The organism is Enterobacter cloacae complex sp. P47BA (assembly GCF_014930485.1).
Lineage (GTDB): Bacteria > Pseudomonadota > Gammaproteobacteria > Enterobacterales > Enterobacteriaceae > Enterobacter > Enterobacter bugandensis.
Genome location: NZ_JADBRF010000019.1, coordinates 1 through 19,888 on the forward strand (window position 1 = coordinate 1; position 19,888 = coordinate 19,888).

General features: G+C 50.1%; 19 protein-coding genes and 1 pseudogene. 14 read left to right on the top strand and 6 right to left on the bottom strand.

Annotated features, from left to right (window positions below; all coding sequences use genetic code 11):
• Window positions 1–72 precede the first annotated feature (72 nt).
• A pseudogene (locus tag IM299_RS18030) lies at window positions 73–318 on the top strand (tyrosine-type recombinase/integrase); the annotation flags it as partial.
• Between the two features lie 156 nt (window positions 319–474).
• On the opposite strand, the gene IM299_RS18035 reads toward IM299_RS18030, so the two are convergent.
• Window positions 475–1,776: a polysaccharide biosynthesis protein gene (locus IM299_RS18035; RefSeq protein WP_236918386.1), complete on the bottom strand. Its 1,302-nt coding sequence runs from the start codon at window positions 1,774–1,776 to the stop codon at window positions 475–477.
• Between the two features lie 569 nt (window positions 1,777–2,345).
• On the opposite strand from IM299_RS18035, the gene IM299_RS18040 reads away from it, so the two are divergent.
• Complete coding sequence (locus tag IM299_RS18040) at window positions 2,346–2,945, top strand: helix-turn-helix domain-containing protein (RefSeq protein ID WP_052445443.1); 600 nt, start codon at window positions 2,346–2,348, stop codon at window positions 2,943–2,945.
• Between the two features lie 142 nt (window positions 2,946–3,087).
• Here the strand turns inward: IM299_RS18040 and IM299_RS18045 are convergent, their stop codons facing one another.
• From IM299_RS18045 to icd, 3 genes are all read right to left on the bottom strand, one after another.
• A complete protein-coding gene (locus tag IM299_RS18045; RefSeq protein ID WP_040017163.1) occupies window positions 3,088–3,624 on the bottom strand; it encodes a LuxR C-terminal-related transcriptional regulator in 537 nt (178 codons plus the stop codon).
• A 17-nt stretch (window positions 3,625–3,641) separates the two neighbouring features.
• Window positions 3,642–4,124, bottom strand: a complete 483-nt coding sequence (locus IM299_RS18050) for an outer membrane beta-barrel protein (protein ID WP_087822351.1) — start codon at window positions 4,122–4,124, stop codon at window positions 3,642–3,644.
• A gap of 414 nt (window positions 4,125–4,538) precedes the next feature.
• Window positions 4,539–5,789: an NADP-dependent isocitrate dehydrogenase gene (gene icd, locus IM299_RS18055; protein WP_003857898.1), complete on the bottom strand. Its 1,251-nt coding sequence runs from the start codon at window positions 5,787–5,789 to the stop codon at window positions 4,539–4,541.
• 117 nt (window positions 5,790–5,906) lie between these two features.
• On the opposite strand from icd, the gene rluE reads away from it, so the two are divergent.
• The 8 genes from rluE to IM299_RS18095 all read left to right on the top strand — a co-directional run bounded on the left by rluE (window position 5,907) and on the right by IM299_RS18095 (window position 13,714).
• Window positions 5,907–6,560, top strand: coding sequence for a 23S rRNA pseudouridine(2457) synthase RluE (gene rluE / locus IM299_RS18060; RefSeq protein ID WP_193357899.1), 654 nt, complete (start codon window positions 5,907–5,909; stop codon window positions 6,558–6,560).
• Between the two features lie 9 nt (window positions 6,561–6,569).
• Window positions 6,570–7,043 (top strand): NUDIX hydrolase, encoded by a 474-nt coding sequence (locus IM299_RS18065; protein ID WP_153656053.1) that lies wholly within the window; start codon window positions 6,570–6,572, stop codon window positions 7,041–7,043.
• A 40-nt stretch (window positions 7,044–7,083) separates the two neighbouring features.
• Entirely contained in the window at window positions 7,084–8,196 is a 1,113-nt protein-coding gene (mnmA, locus tag IM299_RS18070) for a tRNA 2-thiouridine(34) synthase MnmA (RefSeq protein ID WP_028012751.1), read from the top strand.
• Between the two features lie 26 nt (window positions 8,197–8,222).
• Window positions 8,223–8,852: a high frequency lysogenization protein HflD gene (gene hflD / locus IM299_RS18075; protein ID WP_013097081.1), complete on the top strand. Its 630-nt coding sequence runs from the start codon at window positions 8,223–8,225 to the stop codon at window positions 8,850–8,852.
• A gap of 19 nt (window positions 8,853–8,871) precedes the next feature.
• Window positions 8,872–10,242 (top strand): adenylosuccinate lyase, encoded by a 1,371-nt coding sequence (gene purB, locus IM299_RS18080; protein ID WP_014883421.1) that lies wholly within the window; start codon window positions 8,872–8,874, stop codon window positions 10,240–10,242.
• Window positions 10,243–10,366: 124 nt separating this feature from the next.
• Window positions 10,367–11,038, top strand: a complete 672-nt coding sequence (gene phoP / locus IM299_RS18085; RefSeq protein ID WP_025911763.1) for a two-component system response regulator PhoP — start codon at window positions 10,367–10,369, stop codon at window positions 11,036–11,038.
• Entirely contained in the window at window positions 11,039–12,502 is a 1,464-nt protein-coding gene (gene phoQ / locus IM299_RS18090) for a two-component system sensor histidine kinase PhoQ (RefSeq protein WP_045630113.1), read from the top strand.
• Window positions 12,503–12,592: 90 nt separating this feature from the next.
• The gene (locus tag IM299_RS18095) at window positions 12,593–13,714 is read left to right on the top strand and encodes a cupin domain-containing protein (protein WP_047364295.1); all 1,122 of its coding nucleotides are present in this window, start codon (window positions 12,593–12,595) and stop codon (window positions 13,712–13,714) included.
• A 42-nt stretch (window positions 13,715–13,756) separates the two neighbouring features.
• On the opposite strand, the gene pepT is transcribed toward IM299_RS18095, so the two are convergent.
• A complete protein-coding gene (gene pepT / locus IM299_RS18100) occupies window positions 13,757–14,980 on the bottom strand; it encodes a peptidase T (protein ID WP_032644861.1) in 1,224 nt (407 codons plus the stop codon).
• 237 nt (window positions 14,981–15,217) lie between these two features.
• On the opposite strand from pepT, the gene potA reads away from it, so the two are divergent.
• Genes potA through potD form a run of 4 tightly spaced genes read left to right on the top strand, consistent with a single transcriptional unit; the run spans window position 15,218 to window position 19,026 of the window.
• Window positions 15,218–16,366, top strand: a complete 1,149-nt coding sequence (potA, locus tag IM299_RS18105; RefSeq protein ID WP_167401640.1) for a spermidine/putrescine ABC transporter ATP-binding protein PotA — start codon at window positions 15,218–15,220, stop codon at window positions 16,364–16,366.
• Window positions 16,350–17,207 (top strand): spermidine/putrescine ABC transporter permease PotB, encoded by an 858-nt coding sequence (potB, locus tag IM299_RS18110; RefSeq protein ID WP_041910497.1) that lies wholly within the window; start codon window positions 16,350–16,352, stop codon window positions 17,205–17,207. Before potA ends, potB begins: the two co-directional genes overlap by 17 nt.
• Window positions 17,204–17,995, top strand: a complete 792-nt coding sequence (potC, locus tag IM299_RS18115) for a spermidine/putrescine ABC transporter permease PotC (protein ID WP_193357900.1) — start codon at window positions 17,204–17,206, stop codon at window positions 17,993–17,995. Before potB ends, potC begins: the two co-directional genes overlap by 4 nt.
• Window positions 17,992–19,026 carry a spermidine/putrescine ABC transporter substrate-binding protein PotD gene (potD, locus tag IM299_RS18120; RefSeq protein WP_028012743.1) on the top strand — a complete coding sequence of 345 codons (1,035 nt, stop codon included), beginning with the start codon at window positions 17,992–17,994 and terminating at the stop codon, window positions 19,024–19,026. The genes potC and potD overlap by 4 nt, the downstream gene beginning before the upstream one ends.
• A gap of 39 nt (window positions 19,027–19,065) precedes the next feature.
• Here potD and cobB read toward each other — a convergent pair whose 3' ends face one another.
• Window positions 19,066–19,887, bottom strand: a complete 822-nt coding sequence (gene cobB / locus IM299_RS18125) for a Sir2 family NAD+-dependent deacetylase (RefSeq protein WP_041910499.1) — start codon at window positions 19,885–19,887, stop codon at window positions 19,066–19,068.
• Window position 19,888 lies beyond the last annotated feature (1 nt).

The following is a 19,888-nucleotide window of genomic DNA, read 5'->3' on the forward strand; positions in this document are numbered from 1 at the left end:
AAGATGCCACCGGCTGAATATGAAAACCAGTATTACCAACGGCTCGGAAGTGTCTAGATTATCCGTGGCGATTCAGAACGAGGTGCTCAGGTAAAGTCGAACACAATAACAATGAACTTCAGTAAGGCTCGTGATAAATCAGACATAAATTGGGGGAATGGCACGCCAGCTACTTTCCATGAACAACGCTCGTTAGCGGAAAGACTATATGAGATTCAAGGGATAGATACTCAGAAGTTGCTAGGTCATAAGTCACCGAATCAAACGGCTCGATATCATGATGATCGGGGTAAAGATTGGATTAAAATATTTATATAAAGGAGTATACACTCCTTTATATAAATTTTTAAAACCCCACCGGACTGCAAAACGCCTTACCAATTTAATTAAACATAACAATTAATATCTTTTATTAAGAATGAATTTTAGACGTAAACTTTTATCTTAACCTATTCAGATAAAGATTTCTCTTTGCTAATCTTTATCGAGCGCTTTTATTTTAAATAACTTTTGAACGCACCCGCAAATAACCTTTATTATTTCGATATGCACTAACAATATAAAACCTTGCATGAACAAGTAGTTAAAAATTGTTAGAGAAAAAATTTCAGTGATGATAACCGCTAAGGCAGCACCAATTAACCCGAACCTTAGAGAAAACAAATAAGAAAGCACCAAACTAAAAACCAAAACAAATATAGTTTTATATAGCAAAAATCTATATCCAGAAAACTTAACAATTATTTTTGATGAAGCCATTCCAAGTGTAGATAATAATGTTGCAAAACATAATAAAATGCAAGGCGCTATAGATTCATTATACTCACCCCCATATATGTAGAAAATTATATAGTTTATCAAAAACGTCATCAGCAATATTACTGGAATTGACAGTAAAATGATATTCAAATGCAGTCTTGCACCAAGATTTATTATTTTTGATTTACTTTTCTCTCGAAATATTGCTGGTAAACAAGAGGTTAGCAATGATAGCAAAATGAAATTCCAACTAGTAGCAAGAGTTTGAGAAACTGAATATATGCCGACATCATGATCACCATACAAACATGATATTACAAGTAAATTCAACCTCGGATAGATTGATGCAATAACAGAAGGAATAACGAGAATACTACCCGCATAACTCAGGTGAAAAAATCTTTTTCTTAATACTTTGTATTTTATTGACACTTTACTTTTATACTCCCTCCGGAATATAAATAACTTCAAAAAGTAAGGGGTGGCGCTTATAATTATAAGAGGCAATCCAAAAAAGATAACCGGAGCTTTATATTTAACCATTAATGCTCTGACTACTAAACCGAAAATAAGTCCGGTTACGTTTGCAAGAGCATTCATTCTAGAGTTCAGTAATGACTCATTAAGGCTGGTATATGTATCAATTGTGTAAAAGTAATATGCCAAACATATTGACAGCACTAACACCATACCTGTTAAATCCATTTGCACATTTAAAATCATGATGCAAGCACATGCAAAAAATATAAATACCGCACTCCTCAATATGAATACAGGCAACATTAATTGAATGCCGCCCAGTAAATTTGTGGTTATTCTTTTATAGAAAATACTATCGCTACCAAAAACCGCGGCAACTTGGATAATTTGAAAAATCGCAGTTGCGATTGCTATTTGCCCAATTACTACAGGCCCCAAGTATTTAGCTACTAAAGCGTTTATAAAGAAAAGACCAATTACGCCTATTGATTTTTCTGTAATCATCCAAATGATATTTTTTTGAGTTTTAGTTAACACCTATCCAACCTCTTTTAAATATTTATTTCTCTTCATCATCTTTATATAGTAAATCTATGAATTGCGTTATATCCATGCTATTTTTATTCAATAGCATAACGTAAACAACAGCAACTATCAGTATCAATAAGACAATACATGAAAGTAGAAATAACATATTCAATCCTCTTTCTAACATTAAATTCAAAACCAATCTAATTCAAAACAGAATGAGTAGACTAGTAAAAATATCGCAAAAAAAATAGAATTGCAGAAGTGTTTTTAGCAATACTCAAGCATGGAAAACATTAGTATGCACGCTATATATTATAAATAGTTATAATATATATTATTAGCACCCTACCAAACAATCAACTAATACAAAATACACATCCAAACGACTATTGAGAATGATAGATTGATATTTTTTGACGAACCCAGAACTGCCTGCTGGTAATTTAACTAATAGATAAATTATGTATAATTACACAAGAACATATTTAAATTTAAACTTGCCATCCCCTAAAAAGATCATATGATTGCCTAACATCAAACTTTAAGAATGAAAATAATAGCAGAGGCATTAAATCATGTTTGACCATATCTTAGAGATTGTTGAAGCTTCTAACAAATTTATACGCATTTATGCGTCAAATGGACAGCAGATACACAGCACACTCAATAATAAACCACATGTTTACTTTCTCACCGAAGGTAGAGTAGATATTTATAGGAAAACAGACGATATTTTAATTTTCACTGTATATGCACCTCATATTTTAGGGTTATTTTTTATGTTCGAAAAGAATGATTATCATTATTTCAGAGCTTCAACGGATGCAACCTTTACAGCAATTCCAACTATAGAACTGAACTGCCTGGCTGATAGTAATGATTTGTGGAAACATTTTTTCTTAATGACTTGTGAAATCGCTTCAAACTTTTTCAAAAGGGATCAAAGATTTTCATCAAAAAATGCCTACGATATTATAAAAAACAACTTAGAAGCTATATGGGAATTACCAGAAAATGAAAGATCTCAAATTTCAGTTTTCAAATTCATTTTATCTAGAAGTACAATATCTCGTAGCTCCTTAAATAAAGTTCTAAAAGACCTCAATGATGGGGGGTATATTAAAATTCACAGAGGAAAACTTTTAAACATTAAAAACCTACCGCTAAAATATTAATCACTTAGGCGGCAGAAAAATCTTTCTCCATAATGGTGTTGTTTCTGATGTAATACTCTTCTTTTCGTTTATGCGATAATTAGCATAAAGACAATAGATTGAGAATGGAATCAATACCATTATCGATACAATAGATATTATATTATACATGCTCATAAACCCCTTCCTTTGTTGCCAGAGCATACATATAAAGTTCATGTCTATTTTTTAAATTTAATTTTTGCAAAATATTACGCCGATGTGTGCTTATTGTCTTTTTTGTTATGTTAAGAATAATTGCAATGTTGTCATCTGTTGTTCCTTCAGAAAACAAAGTGAACAAAAGAGCCTCTTTTGATGATAGTTTTTTAAAATGAAGCATATCATGAAAGTCATTTTGGTCTGTTAAATCATTAAAACACTCAATGTATTTATCCAAGTCGTAATTACATGGTAAAATCAAAGTTTTTTCTGGTCTGTATTTTGAAACTGCATAACAATGTAAAAAGTTATCTGTAATAATAATATCTTGAGTATGATACTTATGATAAAAAATAAGTGTTGGAAGCTTTGTTGTTTGCTCAACGTTATATGTATAAGATTCAAAAACTTTTGAATCTTCAATAAGTTCCCTGATGCCGTGATATAAAAAATAATTGTCAGTAATAACGTATATTCTTAATAATTTTTTAGAGATCATTTTATTCACCTTCAAAATCAAAACAAATATCCTATCCCAATGATGAAAGTATTTATTTCTTTGTTATCAATAATACCCAATTCATATCCTGAATTTAATTGAATGTTGTCTGTTAAATTGTAAAAAAAACCAGCACCAAAAGCGGCTCCATAAACCTCATGTGTTTGATTAGGTTGCATTTTTGAACCAGAAGCAAGACCAGCAAGCCCATATAATTTTAAATCTTGCGTAATGTTAAATGCTATACCCGGCATAATAGATGCATATTTATTCTTTAAATAAGAATATCCAGATCCGCTGGTGTTCTGTATATAAGTGCCTGATGCGACCAGTGCGAAATTATTCATATCGTGTCTAAACATGATATTCATTCCATGCATATTTTCTGCCCCATTTTTCTTGCCTATGGCATAATTCATAGACATTGAATTACTAGCAGATACAGTCGTGTTAAAAACGCAAATAAAAAGAAACAGCACTGCAAGCTTGATTTTATGCATAAATCCTCCAAAAATTTCTCTTAAATATACAGAGATAAAATTGTGTTACCAGCATATAAATACGCAAGAAAAAGTTATAATCACACAATGAAATGTATATTTTTGTATATTGACTAAGGAAATCAACAGGAACCAGTGATTCCCAGATAAAATAGCAAAAGGATATGAGAACCGACGTTGTATACATTTCTGATAGTTTGGAAACTACAACGCCCGAATACATATTATATGCTTATAGTAACCTGTATGCCGTCTGGTAAATTGTTTTGGAAAATGCGGAAATAATAGGGAAAAACATCTGATTAAGAGAGGATTTTGATAATCTATTTTGATAAATTGTTGATAACCGTTCGAAAACTAATAATAAAAACGGGAACCAATCGGCTCCCGCTCTTGTTTAACCCAGAATCTGGATTACATGTTCGCGATAATCGCGTCGCCAAACTCTGAGCATTTCAGCAGCTTAGCGCCTTCCATCAGACGTTCGAAATCGTAAGTTACGGTTTTCGCGTTGATGGCGCCTTCCATACCTTTAACAATCAGGTCTGCGGCTTCGAACCATTCCATATGACGCAGCATCATCTCTGCGGAGAGGATGATAGAGCCTGGGTTCACTTTGTCCTGGCCTGCGTATTTTGGTGCAGTACCGTGGGTTGCTTCGAACAGGGCGCACTCGTCGCCGATGTTCGCGCCGGGGGCGATACCGATACCGCCAACCTGTGCCGCCAGGGCGTCAGAAATGTAGTCACCGTTCAGGTTCATACAGGCGATCACGTCGTATTCAGCAGGACGCAGCAGGATCTGCTGCAGGAACGCATCGGCGATCACATCTTTAATGATGATCTCTTTGCCGGTGTTCGGGTTCTTGATCTTCTGCCACGGGCCGCCGTCGATCAGCTCACCGCCGAACTCTTCGGTCGCCAGCTGGTAGCCCCAGTCTTTGAACGCGCCTTCGGTGAACTTCATGATGTTGCCCTTGTGAACCAGGGTCACAGAATCACGGTCGTTGGTGATCGCGTATTCAATGGCCGCACGCACCAGGCGCTTGGTCCCTTCTTCAGAGCACGGCTTAATGCCGATACCGCAGTGCTCAGGGAAGCGAATTTTCTTCACGCCCATCTCTTCGCGCAGGAATTTAATCACTTTTTCTGCATCAGCAGAGTCCGCTTTCCACTCAATGCCCGCGTAGATGTCTTCTGAGTTTTCGCGGAAGATAACCATGTCGGTCAGTTCAGGGTGCTTAACCGGGCTTGGGGTGCCCTGATAGTAACGAACCGGACGCAGACACACGTACAGGTCCAGCTCCTGACGCAGCGCCACGTTCAGGGAACGGATGCCGCCGCCGACCGGAGTGGTCAGTGGGCCTTTAATAGCAACGCGGTAGTCGCGGATCAGGTCCAGCGTTTCCGCTGGCAGCCAGACGTCCTGGCCATAAACTTGCGTTGATTTCTCACCGGTGTAAATTTCCATCCAGGAAATTTTACGCTCGCCTTTGTAGGCTTTCTCAACAGCGGCATCAACCACTTTCAGCATTGCCGGGGTAACGTCTACACCGATACCGTCGCCTTCGATGAACGGAATAATCGGATTGTGAGGAACGTTAATCTTGCCGTTTTGCAGGGTGATCTTTTTACCTTCCGCCGGAACAACTACTTTGCTTTCCATTAACCTCTCCTTCGAGCGCTTCTGGTTGTTACTGATCTTATGTTAATAAATTGTAATGAGCCCTTCGATAGTACCTGATTGTCCTGCGCCATGAAAGGTCTTCGTTATTAGGCTATAATGCGGCAATTGATAACGCCTGAAAATACCATGAAGAAAACTTCTTTTACAAAACACCGGGTTGAGCGATTCAGCTCGCGACAAGCCGCCAGACGACCGCAAGAAACCCAGCCAAAGCGGGTTATTCTGTTCAATAAACCCTACGATGTTTTGCCGCAGTTTACCGATGAGGCCGGACGCAGCACGCTAAAGGATTACGTCCCCGTTCAGGGCGTCTACGCCGCCGGTCGCCTGGACCGGGACAGCGAAGGACTTTTGGTCCTAACCAACGACGGCGCCCTACAGGCAAAGCTTACACAACCGGGCAAACGCACCGGCAAAATTTACTTTGTGCAGGTTGAAGGCGAGCCGGACGAAGAGACGCTGGCGAAACTGCGCAGCGGGGTGACGCTGAACGACGGTCCCACCCTACCCGCCGGTATTGAACGCGTGAATGAGCCGGAGTGGCTGTGGCCGCGTAACCCGCCCATTCGCGAGCGCAAATCTATCCCGACAAGCTGGCTCAAAATCACCCTGTATGAAGGCCGCAACCGCCAGGTGAGGCGAATGACCGCGCACGTCGGCTTCCCTACCCTACGTCTGATTCGCTACGCCATGGGCAGCTACACGCTGGATACGCTGGCAAACGGCGAATGGCGCGACGCTGCCCCTTAAGGAGAAACGATGTTTAAACCTCATGTTACGGTCGCCTGCGTGGTGCACGCGCAGGGAAAATTCCTCGTTGTGGAAGAGAGCATCAACGGCAGGGCGCTGTGGAATCAGCCTGCCGGACATCTTGAAGCCAATGAAACGTTGCTGCAGGCCGCGAAGCGCGAGCTTTGGGAAGAGACCGGCATTCGCGCTGAGCCCCAGCACTTCATTCGCATGCACCAGTGGATTGCGCCCGACAGCACCCCATTCCTGCGCTTTTTATTCGCCGTTGAGCTTAGCGAAACGTGCGTCACAGAACCGCATGATGACGATATCGATCGCTGCCTGTGGGTCACCGCCGAGGAGATCCTGAACGCGCCAAACCTGCGCTCGCCGCTGGTTGCGGAAAGCATCCGCTGCTGGCAGTCAGGCGCACGCCTGCCGCTGGGTGTCATCGGAGAATTTAACTGGCCGTTTACAGAGGGTGTCAACGGTGGGGGGGCGTGATAGAATACGCCGCCTTGAAGTTCAATGTCGTGAGTATTCCATGTCAGATAACAGCCAGAAAAAAGTGATCGTCGGCATGTCCGGCGGTGTCGATTCCTCCGTTTCCGCCTACCTGTTGCAGCAACAGGGCTATAAGGTGGAGGGCCTGTTCATGAAGAACTGGGAGGAAGACGATGGCGAGGAATACTGCACTGCCGCAGCGGATCTCGCCGACGCGCAGGCCGTATGCGACAAACTCGGCATTGAACTGCACACCGTTAACTTTGCCGCAGAATACTGGGACAACGTCTTTGAACTGTTCCTGGAAGAGTACAAAGCGGGCCGTACCCCGAACCCGGATATTCTGTGCAACAAAGAGATCAAATTTAAAGCCTTCCTGGAATTCGCCGCGGAAGATCTGGGCGCTGACTACATTGCGACCGGTCACTACGTGCGACGTGCGGACGTGAATGGCAAAAGCCAACTGCTGCGCGGCCTCGACGGCAATAAAGACCAGAGCTACTTCCTTTATACGCTGAGCCACGAACAGATTGCGCAAAGTCTGTTCCCGGTCGGCGAACTGGAAAAGCCGGAAGTGCGTAAAATTGCCGAAGAGCTGGACCTGATCACCGCGAAGAAAAAAGACTCCACCGGTATCTGCTTTATCGGCGAGCGCAAATTCCGTGATTTCCTGGGCCGCTACCTGCCTGCACAGCCAGGTAAAATTGTCACCGTTGATGGCGACGAGATTGGTCAGCATCAGGGGCTGATGTACCACACCTTAGGCCAGCGTAAAGGCCTGGGTATTGGTGGGACGAAAGAAGGCAGCGAAGATCCGTGGTACGTGGTCGACAAAGACGTCGAAAACAATATTCTGGTGGTGGCTCAGGGTCACGACCACCCGCGTCTGATGTCCGTTGGCCTTATCGCACAGCAGTTGCACTGGGTCGATCGCGAGCCCCTGAAAGGCACGCTGCGCTGCACGGTGAAAACGCGCTACCGCCAGACCGATATTCCTTGCACCATCACCGCGCTTGATGACGACCGTATTGACGTCCGTTTCGACGAGCCGGTCGCCGCCGTTACCCCGGGCCAGTCTGCTGTCTTCTACAGCGGCGAAATCTGCCTGGGCGGCGGGATCATTGAACAGCGCCTGCCGCTGCCCGCTGTTTAACCGATTGCACACATAAAGGAGACCGTGTGGCGAAGAATTATTATGACATCACCCTGGCGCTGGCAGGAATTTGCCAGTCTGCTCGTCTGGTGCAACAACTGGCGCATCAGGGTCACTGTGACGCTGATGCCCTGCACGTTTCGCTCAACAGCGTTATCGACCTCAACCCCGGTTCAACCCTGGGCGTGTTCGGTGGCAGTGAAACCAATCTTCGTCTCGGTCTTGAAACCCTGCTTGGCGTGCTTAACGCCAGTAGCCGTCAGGGGTTAAACGCGGAACTGACCCGCTACACCTTAAGCCTGATGGTGCTTGAGCGTAAGCTAAGCGCGGCGAAAGGCGCGCTCAATACCCTGGGCGATCGCATCGCCGGGCTACAGCGTCAGCTCGACCATTTTGACCTGCAGTCTGAAACGCTGCTGAGCGCCATGGCGGGCATTTACGTTGATGTCATCAGCCCGCTGGGCCCGCGCATTCAGGTCACCGGCTCCCCTGCCGTACTGCAAAGCCCGCAGGTGCAGGCGAAGGTCCGCGCTTCCCTGCTGGCTGGGATCCGCGCCGCCGTGCTGTGGCATCAGGTTGGCGGTGGCCGCCTGCAGTTAATGTTTTCTCGTAATCGCCTGACTACTCAGGCAAAACAAATTCTTGCTCATTGTTAACCTCCCGGAGTTGCGAATTATGGAATTATCCTCACTGACCGCCGTATCCCCTGTCGATGGACGCTACGGCGATAAAGTCAGCGCGCTGCGCGGGATCTTCAGCGAATATGGTTTGCTGAAGTTCCGTGTTCAGGTTGAAGTACGCTGGCTGCAGAAGCTGGCCGCCCAGGCAGCAATCAAGGAAGTTCCTGCTTTTGACGAAAAGGCAAACGATTACCTTGATAAAATCGTTGCTGAGTTTAGCGAAGAAGATGCCGCGCGTATTAAGACCATTGAACGCACCACCAACCACGACGTGAAAGCGGTTGAGTATTTCCTGAAAGAGAAAGTGGAAAGCGTCCCGGCCCTGCATGCGGTATCCGAGTTCATTCACTTCGCCTGTACGTCCGAAGATATCAATAACCTGTCTCACGCGCTGATGCTCTCCACCGCGCGTAAAGAAGTGGTGCTGCCTTACTGGCGTAAAATCATCGACGCGGTGAAAGCGCTGTCCGTGGAATACCGCGACATTCCGCTGCTTTCCCGTACTCACGGCCAGCCAGCCACCCCATCCACGATGGGTAAAGAGATGGCGAACGTGGCGTACCGTATGGAGCGCCAGTATCGTCAGCTGGAGCAGGTTGAAATTCTGGGTAAAATCAACGGCGCGGTCGGTAACTACAATGCCCACATTGCCGCGTACCCGGAAGTGGACTGGCATCAGTTCAGCGAAGAGTTCGTGACCTCTCTGGGGATCCAGTGGAACCCGTACACCACCCAGATTGAGCCGCACGACTACATTGCAGAGCTGTTTGACTGCATCGCGCGCTTCAACACCATCCTGATCGACTTCGATCGCGACGTGTGGGGCTACATCGCGCTGAACCACTTCAAGCAGAAGACTATCGCCGGGGAAATTGGCTCCTCCACCATGCCGCACAAAGTGAACCCAATCGACTTCGAAAACTCCGAGGGCAATCTGGGCCTGGCGAATGCCGTGCTGCAGCATATGGCGAGCAAGCTGCCGGTTTCCCGCTGGCAGCGCGACCTGACCGATTCCACCGTGCTGCGTAACCTGGGCGTGGGCATTGGCTACGCGCTGATCGCGTATCAGTCCACCCTGAAGGGCGTGAGCAAGCTCGAAGTGAACCGTGACCGTCTTCTGGACGAGCTGGATCACAACTGGGAAGTATTGGCAGAGCCGATTCAGACCGTGATGCGCCGCTACGGTATCGAAAAACCGTACGAGAAGCTGAAAGAGCTGACACGCGGTAAACGCGTCGATGCCGAAGGCATGAAACAGTTTATCGACGGTCTGGCACTGCCGGAAGAAGAGAAAACCCGCCTGAAGGCCATGACTCCGGCGAATTACATTGGCCGCGCCATCACCATGGTTGATGAGCTGAAGTAACGTTCCTTCCCCCCCTTTCCGCCCGGAAAGGGGGTTGCTTTTCCCCGGTTTACTGAATGTTTATCCCCACAGCAACATAATCAGCGTTAAACTATTCATACTATTTATTCTGGGAGAAAAGATGATGCGCGTACTGGTTGTTGAGGATAACGCATTGCTACGCCACCACCTGAAGGTTCAGCTTCAGGAGATGGGACATCAGGTGGATGATGCTGAAGATGCAAAAGAAGCCGATTATTATCTCAATGAACACCTGCCGGACATCGCCATTGTCGATTTAGGCCTGCCTGATGAAGACGGCCTGTCGTTAATTCGTCGCTGGCGCAGCCATGACGTTTCCCTGCCGGTTCTGGTTCTCACCGCCCGCGAAGGCTGGCAGGACAAAGTTGAAGTGCTCAGCGCCGGTGCGGATGATTACGTCACCAAACCGTTTCACATTGAAGAAGTGGCGGCGCGCATGCAGGCGCTGTTACGCCGCAACAGCGGGCTGGCTTCACAGGTTATCTCCATTCCGCCTTTCCAGGTGGATCTCTCCCGTCGCGAGCTCTCGATTAACGATGAAGTGATCAAGCTCACCGCGTTCGAATACACCATTATGGAAACGCTGATCCGTAACAGCGGAAAAGTAGTGAGCAAAGACTCCTTAATGCTCCAGCTCTACCCGGATGCTGAGCTGCGCGAGAGTCACACCATAGACGTGCTGATGGGCCGTTTGCGTAAGAAAATTCAGGCGCAGTATCCGCAGGACGTGATTACGACCGTCCGCGGCCAGGGCTACCTGTTCGAATTACGCTAAATGAGACGGATTTTGCGCCACATTCTGCCCCTCTCGCTGCGGGTTCGTTTTTTACTGGCAACGGCCGCGGTGGTGCTGGTGCTGTCGCTCTCCTACGGTCTGGTCGCCCTGGTGGGCTACAGCGTCAGCTTCGATAAAACGACCTTTCGACTGTTACGCGGCGAAAGTAATCTGTTTTATACCCTGGCCACATGGGAAGACAACCACATCACCGTTGAAATGCCAGAAAACCTGGATCAACAGAGTCCTACTTTAGCCCTGATTTACAATGAAAAGGGAAAGTTGCTTTGGGCGCAACGCGATATTCCGTGGCTGGCGAAAAGCATTCGTCCGGAGTGGCTCAAAACCAACGGGTTTCATGAGATAGAAGCCGATCTCAATACCACCAGCACGCTGATTCGCGAAGATCGCTCGATGCAGCAAAAGCTCAATGAAATCCGGGCTGACGATGCCGAGACGGAAATGACGCATTCGGTGGCGATCAATATCTACCCGGCGACCATGAACATGCCGCAGTTAACTATTGTGGTGATCGACACCATTCCGGTTGAGCTAAAACGTTCCTATAAGGTCTGGGGCTGGTTCGTTTATGTTCTGGCCGCAAACCTGCTGCTGGTGATCCCGCTGCTTTGGGTGGCGGCGTGGTGGAGCTTGCGCCCTATTGAGTCCCTGGCGCGAGAGGTGCGCGAGCTTGAGGAACATCATCGTGAAAAGCTCAATCCGGAAACCACCCGTGAGCTGACCAGTCTGGTGCGTAACCTCAATCGCCTGCTGAAAAGCGAGCGTGAACGCTATGATAAGTACCGTACGACCCTGACCGACCTCACCCACAGCCTGAAAACGCCGCTGGCCGTAATGCAAAGCACCCTGCGTTCCATGCGCAGCTCAAGGCTGAGCGTCGACGATGCCGAGCCGGTGATGCTGGAACAAATCAGCCGAATCTCGCAGCAAATTGGCTACTATCTGCACCGCGCCAGCATGCGTTCCGGCAGCGCGCTCCTGAGCCGCGAGCTGCACCCGGTGGCCCCGCTGCTGGATAATCTCACGTCCGCCCTTAACAAGGTGTATCAGCGTAAAGGGGTCAACATCAGTCTCGATATTTCGCCTGAAATTAGCTTTGTTGGCGAAAAAAATGACTTCATGGAAGTGATGGGCAACCTGCTGGATAACGCCTGTAAATACTGCCTGGAGTTTGTTGAAGTATCGGCGCGCCAGACGGATAACGAGTTACACATTATCGTTGAGGATGATGGCCCCGGGATCCCGCTTAATAAACGTGATGTGGTGTTCGATCGCGGTCAGCGAGCGGATACGCTGCGCCCCGGTCAGGGCGTGGGTTTAGCCGTCGCCCGTGAGATTGTCGACCAGTATGACGGAAAAATCGAAACCAGCGAAAGCTTGCTCGGCGGGGCCAGAATGGAAGTGATTTTTGGTCGTCAGCAGCCCACATCGGACGATAGTTAACCCGTTATGTGAAAAATGCGAGGATCTCGCAGCCGGGGGGCTGAGCTTCCGTTATAATCCGAGTCAGTAAGAGCCTGCGGATAAAAAAATATGGATTATCACTTAACACTTAACTGGCCCGAGTTTATTGAACGTTACTGGCAAAAGCGCCCGGTGGTTCTGAAACGCGGGTTCAGCAACTTTGTCGACCCTATCTCACCTGACGAGCTGGCCGGTCTGGCCATGGAAAACGAAGTCGACAGCCGTCTGGTCAGCCACCAGGACGGGAAATGGCAGGTCAGCCACGGTCCTTTCGAAAGCTACGATCATCTCGGCGAAAGCAACTGGTCGCTGCTGGTGCAGGCGGTTAACCACTGGCACGAGCCGACTGCCGCGCTAATGCGCCCGTTCCGCGCCCTGCCCGACTGGCGAATGGACGATCTGATGATCTCCTTCTCCGTACCTGGCGGCGGCGTGGGTCCGCATCTGGACCAGTACGACGTGTTTATCATTCAGGGCACGGGCCGCCGCCGCTGGCGCGTGGGCGAAAAAGTGCCGATGAAGCAGCACTGCCCGCACCCGGATCTGCTTCAGGTGGATCCGTTCGAAGGCATTATCGACGAAGAGCTGGAGCCAGGCGATATTCTCTACATTCCGCCAGGATTCCCTCACGAAGGTTACTCCCTGGAGAACTCGCTGAACTACTCTGTCGGGTTCCGCGCGCCAAGCGGCCGCGAGATGATCAGCGGCTTTGCCGACTATGTCCTGCAGCGCGAGCTGGGAAGCTATCGCTACAGCGATCCGGATGTGCCTGCACGCGAGCATCCGGCAGACATCGTGCCAGAAGAGCTGGATAAGCTGCGCGGCATGATGCTGGATCTGATCAACGAGCCGGAACATTTCAGGCAGTGGTTTGGCGAATTTATCAGCCAGTCACGTCACGAGCTGGACGTTGCACCGCCGGAGCCGCCGTATCAGGCAGATGAGATCTATGATGCGCTGCAGCAGGGTGACAAGCTGGTTCGTCTGGGCGGATTACGCGTGCTGCGCATTGGTGAAGAGGTCTTCGTCAACGGTGAGAAGCTCGACTCCCCGCACCGCCCGGCGCTGGAAGCCATTGCCAGCCATATGGTACTGACGGCAGAAACCTTTGGCGACGCGCTGGAAGACCCATCCTTCCTCGCGATGCTGGCCGCGCTGGTCAACAGCGGGTACTGGTTCTTTGAGGACTGAGTTGTGACAATGCCCGGTGGCGCAGCGCCACCGGGCATTTTTTTAGCGTTTAGCGGTTAACTCGGCTATGCGCACAATCACCTTCACCGCCTTTTCCATCCCTTCCAGCGTCACAAACTCATGCTTGCCGTGGTAGTTATAGCCCCCGGTAAACAGGTTTGGGCACGGTAGCCCCATAAACGACAGCTGCGAGCCGTCAGTACCGCCGCGAATCGGTTTTAAGACCGGTTCAATATCGCAGTCTCGCATCGCCTGCTGGGCGATATCCAGAATGTGCGGATGGGCCATCACCTTGTCGCGCATATTGTAATAGCTGTCTTCAATGATCAGCTCAATATAGCAGTCAGGATGCAATCCCTTCCCAACCTTCTTGGCGATCTCCATCATTTTGCGCTTGCGCGCCTCAAAAGCTTTACGGTCAAAATCGCGGATGATGTAGTGCATCTGCGCACTGTCCACGGTGCCTTTGATGCTGGTGAGGTGATAAAAGCCCTCGTACCCCTCTGTCTGTTCAGGGCTCTCTTCCGCCGGGACTTCCGCATGAATACGCGACGCCAGCGACAGCGCGTTCACCATCACCCCTTTGGCAGACCCTGGGTGAACGTTGTTTCCGACAATTTTTATGGTCACCGACGCCGCGTTGAAGTTTTCATACTCCAGCTCGCCCACGCCACCGCCGTCGACAGTATACGCCCACTGCGCGTTAAAAGCGTCCACGTCGAAGTGCTTCGCGCCCTTACCCACCTCTTCATCTGGGGTAAAAGCAACGCGGATGTCCCCGTGCGGGATGTTTTTACCTTTCAGCACCGCCAGCGCCGTCATGATTTCCGCGATGCCCGCCTTGTCATCCGCCCCCAGCAGCGTTTTGCCGTCGGTGGTGATCAGCGTCTGCCCGAGCAGCTGGTGCAGCACCGGGAACATCACCGGAGAGAGCACTTCGTCGCCAATCCCCAGCGCGATATCACCGCCGCGGTAGTTTTCCACAATCTGCGGGTTCACGTGTTTGCCGCTAAAATCAGGTGAGGTATCGACATGAGAAATAAAGCCAATCGCCGGAATATCACCCGGCACATTCGCCGGCAGCGTTCCCATCACAGTGCCTTTTTCGCTTAACGTGACGTTGACCAGCCCCATGGCCTCAAGCTGCTCTTTGAGCAGGTTTAACAACTTCCACTGGCCTTCGGTGCTTGGCACCTGGCGGACACCCGGCTTAGATTGGGTATCCAGCGAAACATACTGTAAAAAACGCTCAAGTAATTTATCCATGCAGTCACCCTCACTTTTTGTGACAACATTATCAGTAAGCATCAAAACGCAAATATTGCGTCAGGTCACTTTTATCCCGCAAACGAGAACTTTTTACGTTTATATCTTTATGCGTTAATAAATGTAGCTTATGAATCAGTGACAAGGATTGGCGATTACGGGGGATTGCCGTAGAATGTCCGCCCTCATTACGAGTCACCAAGGTGGTTACACACAAACCCCGCTTCAGTCTGCTGCCTGAGGCGTCTATATGGGACAGCGCAAAAATTGAATACACAATCCCGTTCTCGTTCACCGCTGGTGCAACTGGAACGAATTCGTAAAAGCTTTGATGGCAAAGACGTCATTTCCGACCTCAACCTGACCATCAATGATGGTGAGTTTCTTACGCTGCTTGGCCCTTCCGGCTGCGGCAAAACCACCGTACTGCGCCTTATCGCCGGGCTGGAAAGCGTTGATAATGGCCGCATTCATCTTGAGAACCAGGACATAACCCAGGTTCCTGCCGAAGATCGCCACGTCAATACCGTTTTTCAGAGCTACGCCCTGTTCCCGCACATGACCGTGTTTGAGAACGTGGCGTTTGGCCTGCGGATGCAAAAAACCCCGGCTAATGAGATCGAACCGCGCGTCACCGAAGCCCTGCGCATGGTTCAGCTGGAGACGTTTGCCCAGCGAAAGCCCCACCAGCTCTCCGGCGGTCAGCAGCAGCGCGTGGCCATTGCCCGCGCGGTCGTCAATAAACCGCGCCTGCTTCTGCTGGATGAATCCCTCTCCGCGCTGGATTACAAGCTGCGCAAGCAGATGCAGAACGAGTTGAAAGCGCTACAGCGCAAGCTCGGTATCACCTTTGTCTTCGTCACCCACGATCAGGAAGAGGCGCTGACCATGTCAGACCGTATCGTGGTAATGCGTGACGGTAAGATTGAGCAGGACGGTACGCCGCGTGAAATTTACGAAGAGCCGAAAAACCTGTTTGTCGCCAGCTTTATTGGCGAGATCAATATCTTCAACGCCACCGTGCTTGAGCGTCTGGATGCACAGCGCGTTCGCGCGAACGTCGAGGGACGCGACTGCATTATCACCGTGAACTTTGCCGTCGAGAAAGGACAAAAACTCAACGTCCTGCTGCGCCCGGAAGATCTCCGCGTTGATGAGATCCACGACACGGCCGACGTCGAAGGTCTGATCGGTTACGTTCGCGAACGTAACTATAAAGGGATGACCCTCGAGTCCGTTGTGGAACTGGAGAACGGCAAAATGGTGATGGTCAGCGAATTCTTTAACGAGGACGATCCTGACTTTGACCACTCTCTTGACCAGAAAATGGTTATCAACTGGGTAGAAAGCTGGGAGGTTGTGCTGGCTGATGAAGAACACAAGTAAGTTCCAGAAGGTGGTCATTGCCACTATCGTCGGTTGGCTTGTGTTATTTGTCTTTTTACCCAACCTGATGATCATCGCCACCAGCTTCCTGACCCGCGACGATGCAAACTTCGTTTCGCTGGTCTTTACGCTGGACAACTACGCGCGCCTGCTCGATCCGCTCTATTTCGACGTGCTGTTGCACTCGCTCAATATGGCGCTGATTGCCACCGTGGCCTGCCTGCTGCTGGGGTACCCTTTCGCATGGTTCCTGGCGGGACTGCCGCAAAAGGTGCGCCCGCTGCTGCTGTTTCTGCTGATTGTGCCGTTCTGGACCAACTCACTGATTCGCATCTACGGGCTGAAAATCTTCCTCAGCACCAAAGGCTACCTCAACGCGTTTCTGCTGTGGCTGGGCGTGATTGATACGCCAGTGCGCATCATGTTTACCCCAGGTGCGGTAATCATTGGCCTGGTCTATATCCTGCTGCCGTTTATGGTGATGCCGCTCTACTCCAGCATTGAGAAGCTCGATAAACCGCTGCTGGAAGCGGCAAAAGATCTGGGGGCCAGCAAGCTGCAGACCTTTATCCGCATTATCATTCCGCTGACCATGCCCGGCATTATTGCGGGCTGTCTGCTTGTCATGCTCCCGGCGATGGGCCTGTTCTACGTGTCTGACCTGATGGGCGGGGCGAAAAACCTGCTGATTGGGAACGTGATCAAGAGTCAGTTCCTGAACATTCGCGACTGGCCGTTCGGCTCCGCGACCAGCATTACGCTCACGGTGGTGATGGGACTGATGCTGCTGGTCTACTGGCGCGCTTCTCGCCTGCTCAACAAGAAGGTGGAACTCGAATGATCGGTCGACTGCTTCGCGGCGGTTTTATGACCGCCATTTACGCTTACCTTTATATCCCGATTATCATTTTGATCGTGAACTCGTTTAACAGCTCGCGGTTCGGGATCAACTGGCAGGGGTTTACCACCAACTGGTACAGCCTGCTAATGAACAATGACAGCCTGCTGCAGGCCGCACAGCACTCGCTGACGATGGCGATCGTCTCCGCCACCTTCGCCACGCTGATTGGCTCGCTGACCGCCGTGGCGCTGTATCGCTACAGTTTTCGCGGCAAGCCCTTCGTCAGCGGCATGCTGTTTGTAGTGATGATGTCGCCGGACATCGTGATGGCGATTTCGCTGCTGGTGCTGTTTATGCTGCTGGGCGTACAGCTTGGCTTCTGGTCGCTGCTGTTTTCCCATATCACCTTCTGCCTGCCGTTTGTGGTGGTCACCGTCTACGCGCGTCTGAAAGGGTTCGACGTGCGCATGCTGGAAGCGGCGAAAGATCTGGGTGCCAGCGAGATGATCATCCTGCGCAAAATCATCCTGCCGCTGGCGATGCCTGCCGTCGCCGCCGGATGGCTGCTCAGCTTTACCCTGTCGATGGATGACGTCGTGGTTTCCTCCTTCGTGACCGGGCCGAGCTACGAAATTCTGCCGTTGAAGATCTATTCGATGGTAAAAGTTGGCGTCTCACCGGAGGTGAACGCGCTGGCGACCATACTGCTGCTGTTTTCGCTGGTTCTGGTGATCGCCAGCCAGGTTCTTGCTCGTGATAAAACAAAAACTCAGGGGACAATGAAATGAAAAAAATGCTCGCCGCTGCGGCGCTGGTGCTTGGCATGGGTGCCGCGCACGCTGATGACAGCAAAACGCTCTACTTCTACAACTGGACGGAATACGTGCCGCCGGGCCTGCTGGAGCAGTTCACCAAAGAGACGGGCATCAAGGTGATCTATTCGACCTATGAGTCGAATGAAACCATGTACGCCAAGCTCAAAACCTACAAGGACGGCGCCTACGATCTGGTGGTTCCTTCCACCTACTTTGTCGACAAAATGCGCAAAGAGGGCATGATCCAGAAGATCGACAAAACGAAGCTAACTAATTTTTCAAACCTCGATCCTGAGATGCTCAACAAGCCTTTCGACCCGAATAACGACTACTCCATTCCGTATATCTGGGGGGCGACGGCGATTGGCGTGAACAGCGAGGCCATCGATCCGAAAACGGTCACCGGCTGGGCGGATCTGTGGAAACCGGAATACAAAGGCAGCCTGCTGTTAACCGACGACGCGCGTGAAGTGTTCCAGATCGCGCTGCGTAAACTTGGCTATTCCGGTAACACCACCGATCCGAAAGAGATCGACGCGGCTTACAACGAGCTGAAAAAGCTGATGCCTAACGTGGCGGCATTCAACTCTGATAACCCGGCGAATCCGTATATGGAAGGCGAAGTAAACCTGGGGATGGTGTGGAACGGCTCTGCGTATGTTGCCCGTCAGGCCGGGACGCCGCTGGAGGTGGTCTGGCCGAAGGAAGGCGGGATCTTCTGGATGGATAGCCTCGCGATCCCGGCCAACGCGAAGAACGTGGACGGTGCACTGAAGCTGATTAATTTCCTGCTGCGTCCGGACGTGGCGAAACAGGTAGCCGAGACGATTGGCTACCCGACGCCAAACCTGGCCGCCCGCAAGCTGCTGAAGCCTGACGTGGCTAACGATAAGTCACTCTATCCGGATGCCGAAACCATCAGCAAAGGAGAATGGCAGAACGATGTAGGCGACGCGAGCCGCCTTTACGAAGAGTATTATCAGAAGTTAAAAGCAGGTCGTTAATGCAATACATAACGGGCGACGCAACGTCGCCCGTTACTCTTACAGCCCCTTCAGAAGCTTATCTACAAACGCTGGCACCACCTCGCTCGCCAGGCCATATTGCTTCTCTTCAAACTCGCTGCCCACCTGGCTCGGCTCCAGATTGAGCTCCACCGTATGCGCCCCATGCAGTCGCGCTTCGTGAACAAACCCCGCCGCCGGGTAAACGTGCCCTGATGTGCCAATAGCGATAAACACGTCCGCCATCGCCAGCGCGCTGTAGATCTCATCCATCCCCAGCGGCATTTCGCCAAACCAGACCACGTGCGGACGCAGGCGCGACGGGAACTGGCAGCAGTGGCACTTGTCCTCTGGCAGCACGTCCTCTTTCCAGTCCAGCACCTGGCCGCTCCAGGCGCAGCGAACTTTAAGCAGCTCGCCATGCATGTGGATGATGTTCTTGTTACCGGCCCGCTCGTGCAGGTTATCAATATTCTGCGTCACCAGCAGAAAACGATCCCCGAGCGCCTCTTCCAGCTTCGCCAGCGCCAGATGCGCCGCGTTCGGCGCAATCTCAGGCTGCTGAAGCTGCCGACGGCGAGCGTTGTAAAACGCCTGCACGAGATCCGGATCGCGGGCAAAGCCTTCCGGCGTCGCCACGTCCTCGACGCGGTGCTCTTCCCACAGCCCGTCTGCCGCACGGAAGGTTTGAATTCCTGACTCGGCGGAAATCCCCGCCCCGGTCAGTACCACCACTCTGGGTTTATCCATCGCTTCTGGCATGATTCTGTCTCTGAAAAAGATCCGCTGGCGCAAGCGCTCTCGTAAGCGGCGTTTGTTTTTGCGAAAACGGCTGAGTCGACCCTGGCGACGCGACAGCATA